The sequence below is a fragment of the Streptomyces sp. genome (assembly GCF_050698815.1).
GTDB lineage: Bacteria > Actinomycetota > Actinomycetes > Streptomycetales > Streptomycetaceae > Streptomyces.
Window position 1 is genome coordinate 1 of the sequence record NZ_JBOHCV010000682.1, and the last position, 2,977, is coordinate 2,977.

The following is a 2,977-nucleotide window of genomic DNA, read 5'->3' on the forward strand; positions in this document are numbered from 1 at the left end:
AGGAGGGCACGGTGCGCGGGCTGACCCGCAGCTCGGTGTGCGCCGAACCGGGCGACTCCGGCGGCTCCTTCATCTCCGGCAGTCAGGCGCAGGGGACGACGTCGGGCGGCTCGGGCGACTGCTCCTATGGGGGCAACACCTACTACCAGCCCGTCAACGAGGCGCTGTCGGCCTACGGCCTCACCCTCAGCACAAGCTGAGGGTGAGGGTGGGTGACCGCGTCATCTTGACCTGGCCTTGAAGGAAGCCGCCGGGGACGACCCCGGCCGCGCTCACCGAGGACCACGTGCTCGATCAACGGCTGGGCCAGGACGGCATCGATACCGGCCGGTCCCTCCGCCCTGACCCGCAGGCCCGTGGCCTTCGCCGGAAGGACGCGGGGCAGGGTCGCCATCCCGAGTGCTCCGGAAGCGGCGGACACGCCCTGCCCGCCCGCTCCCCGTGGCCGACCGTGGCCAGAGAGCGCCCGTCGGAGGTCCAGCGACTCCCCGCGCCCGAGGCGTCCTCGGTGCGGTGGATCACAGGCAGGACCAGGCGGTCCTCGTCCGCGGCCGGAACGTCCACGCGGTCAGGATGCCACCGGACTTCAGGCCGACGTGCTTGCCTCCGCTCCAAAGGCTTTCGCCGGTCCACCCTGACTCAGGCGTCACCAAGGACTGCTTAGCCTCAAACCGGTTTGAAGGCAAGGGTCAGAACCTCTTGACAGAGCGCGACTCAAACCGGTTTGGTACCTGCCAAGGGCGAACGGCGAGTGACCCCGCCCCGCCGGTGCCGGTGCCGGTATTCGCCTGCACTCGCAACCAGTTCCCCACCCACCCCAGGACAGGAGAGACCGTGCACCGAAGCCCGACGATCGCCGACGTCGCCCGTGCCGCGGGCGTCTCCAAGGGCACGGTGTCGTTCGCGCTCAACAACCGTCCCGGGGTCGCGCCGGACACCAAGGCCAGGATCCTCGCCGCCGCCGCGGAGCTGGGATTCCGACCGAGCCACCGGGCGCGGGCACTGTCCCACTCCCGCGCGTTCGCGCTCGGCCTGGTGATGGCCCGGCCCGCCGAGCTTCTGGGTGCGGATCCGTTCTTCCCCGCCTTCATCGCCGGTGTGGAGACCGAGCTGGCGAAGGTGGGACATGCCCTGGTCCTGCGGGTCGTCACCGGCGACTGGGAGGAGGAGGCGGGCGGATATCGCCAACTCGCCGAGGACGGGCGAGTGGACGGCGTCTTCCTCTCCGACCTGCGGGTGGGCGGCGACCCCCGGCTGCGGCTCCTGCGGGAGCTGCACCTGCCGGCCGTCACCTTGCAGCCGCCCGACACCTCGCAGCCCTTCCCCGCCGTGACCCTCGACGAGCGGACCGGCATCCGCGCCGCCGTGGAGCACCTGGCCGCGCTCGGGCACCGCCGGATCGGCCACGTGGCCGGGCCGCAGCAGTTCGTCCACGGCCGCGGGAGGCGGGACGCCTGGGAGGAAGCACTGCGCGAACTCGGTCTGCCGCCGGGACCGGAGGCGGCCGGGGACTTCACCGCGGCCGGCGGAGCGGCCGCCACCCGGCGTCTGCTGCGAGGCGACGACCCGCCGAGCGCCATCGTCTACGCCAACGACCTGATGGCGATCGCGGGCATCACCGTCGCGCACGAACTGGGCCTCAGCATCCCTGACGACCTGTCGATCACCGGCTTCGACGACACCGAACTCGCCCGCCATGTGCACCCGCCACTGACGACGGTGCACATGGACGCCCTGGGAATGGGCCGCGCCGCCGCCCGCGCCCTGCTCCAGCTCGTGGAGAAGGGCAGCGCGGAGAGCGTCGAGCTACCGCCGACGGAGCTGGTCGTCCGACGATCCACCGCGTCGCCCGCACCGGGCGGTGTCCGTCCCCCTCGAACCGAAACCCTCTGAGCAGAACCCCTGAGCCTCCCCCCAAAGCCGACGACACCCCGGAGTTCCCCATGAAACGCGCCATTCCCCTCGCCGCCGCCCTCCTGATACTGCCGCTCAGCGCCTGCGGTGGCGGATCCGGCGGCAGCAGCGACAAGGCCGCCGAGTCCAAAGGCCCGATCAAGATCTGGTACGCCAACAACCCGGAGGAGATCACCTGGGCCAAGCAGATGGTCGAGTCCTGGAACTCCTCGCACAAGGACGAGAAGATCACCGCCCAGGAGATCCCGGCCGGCAAGAGCTCCGAGGAGGTCATCGGAGCGGCGATCACCGCGGGCAACGCCCCCTGTCTGGTCTTCAACACCGCCCCGGCGGCGGTGTCGCAGTTCCAGAAGCAGGGCGGCCTGGTGCCCCTCGACGACTTCCCCGGCGCCAAGGAGCACATCGAGAAGCGGTCCGGAGGTCTGGCCGAGCAGTACGCCTCGGAGGACGGCAAGTACTACCAGCTGCCCTGGAAGTCCAACCCGGTGATGATCTCCTACAACAAGAAGGCCTTCGCCAAGGCCGGGATCGACACGGACAACCCGCCGCTGAAGACGCACAAGCAGTTCCTGGCCACGTCCGAGAAGCTGGTCGACAAGGGCGGGGTGAAGGCCGCGATCTGGCCCGCGCCCAGCTCGGAGTTCTTCCAGCCGTTCTTCGACTTCTACCCGCTGTTCGCCGCGGAGAGCGGCGGCAAGCAACTGATGGAGGACGGAAAGGCGCAGTTCGCGGGTCCGGAGGGGCAGCGGGTCGCGGACTTCTGGCGGTCGATGTACGACAAGAAGCTGTCGCAGAAGGAGAAGTACAACGGCGACGCGTTCGCCGACGGCAAGGCCGCGATGACCATCGCCGGACCGTGGGCCGTCAAGGTGTACGGCGAGAAGATCGACTACGGCGTGGCCCCCGTTCCGACGTCGAAGGGCGAGTCCGCCGCGGAGACCAAGACCTTCAGCGACGCCAAGTCGGTGGGGATGTTCAACTCCTGCAAGAACCGCGGGACCGCCTGGGAGGTGATGAAGTTCGCCAGCAGCGAGAAGCAGGACCGCAAGCTGCTGGAGACCAC

3 protein-coding genes are annotated in these 2,977 nt (G+C 69.8%); all 3 read left to right on the plus strand.

Annotated features, from left to right (window positions below; all coding sequences use genetic code 11):
* On the plus strand, positions 1-200 hold a 200-nt coding region (locus ACRDP3_RS24375), incomplete at its 5' end, for a trypsin-like serine protease (protein WP_431519147.1).
* 634 nt (positions 201-834) lie between these two features.
* On the plus strand, positions 835-1,893 hold the full coding sequence (locus tag ACRDP3_RS24380; RefSeq protein WP_431519148.1) for a LacI family DNA-binding transcriptional regulator: 1,059 nt from the start codon (positions 835-837) through the stop codon (positions 1,891-1,893).
* Between the two features lie 50 nt (positions 1,894-1,943).
* Positions 1,944-2,977: ABC transporter substrate-binding protein (locus ACRDP3_RS24385; RefSeq protein ID WP_431519149.1), on the plus strand; the 1,034-nt coding region annotated here is incomplete at its 3' end.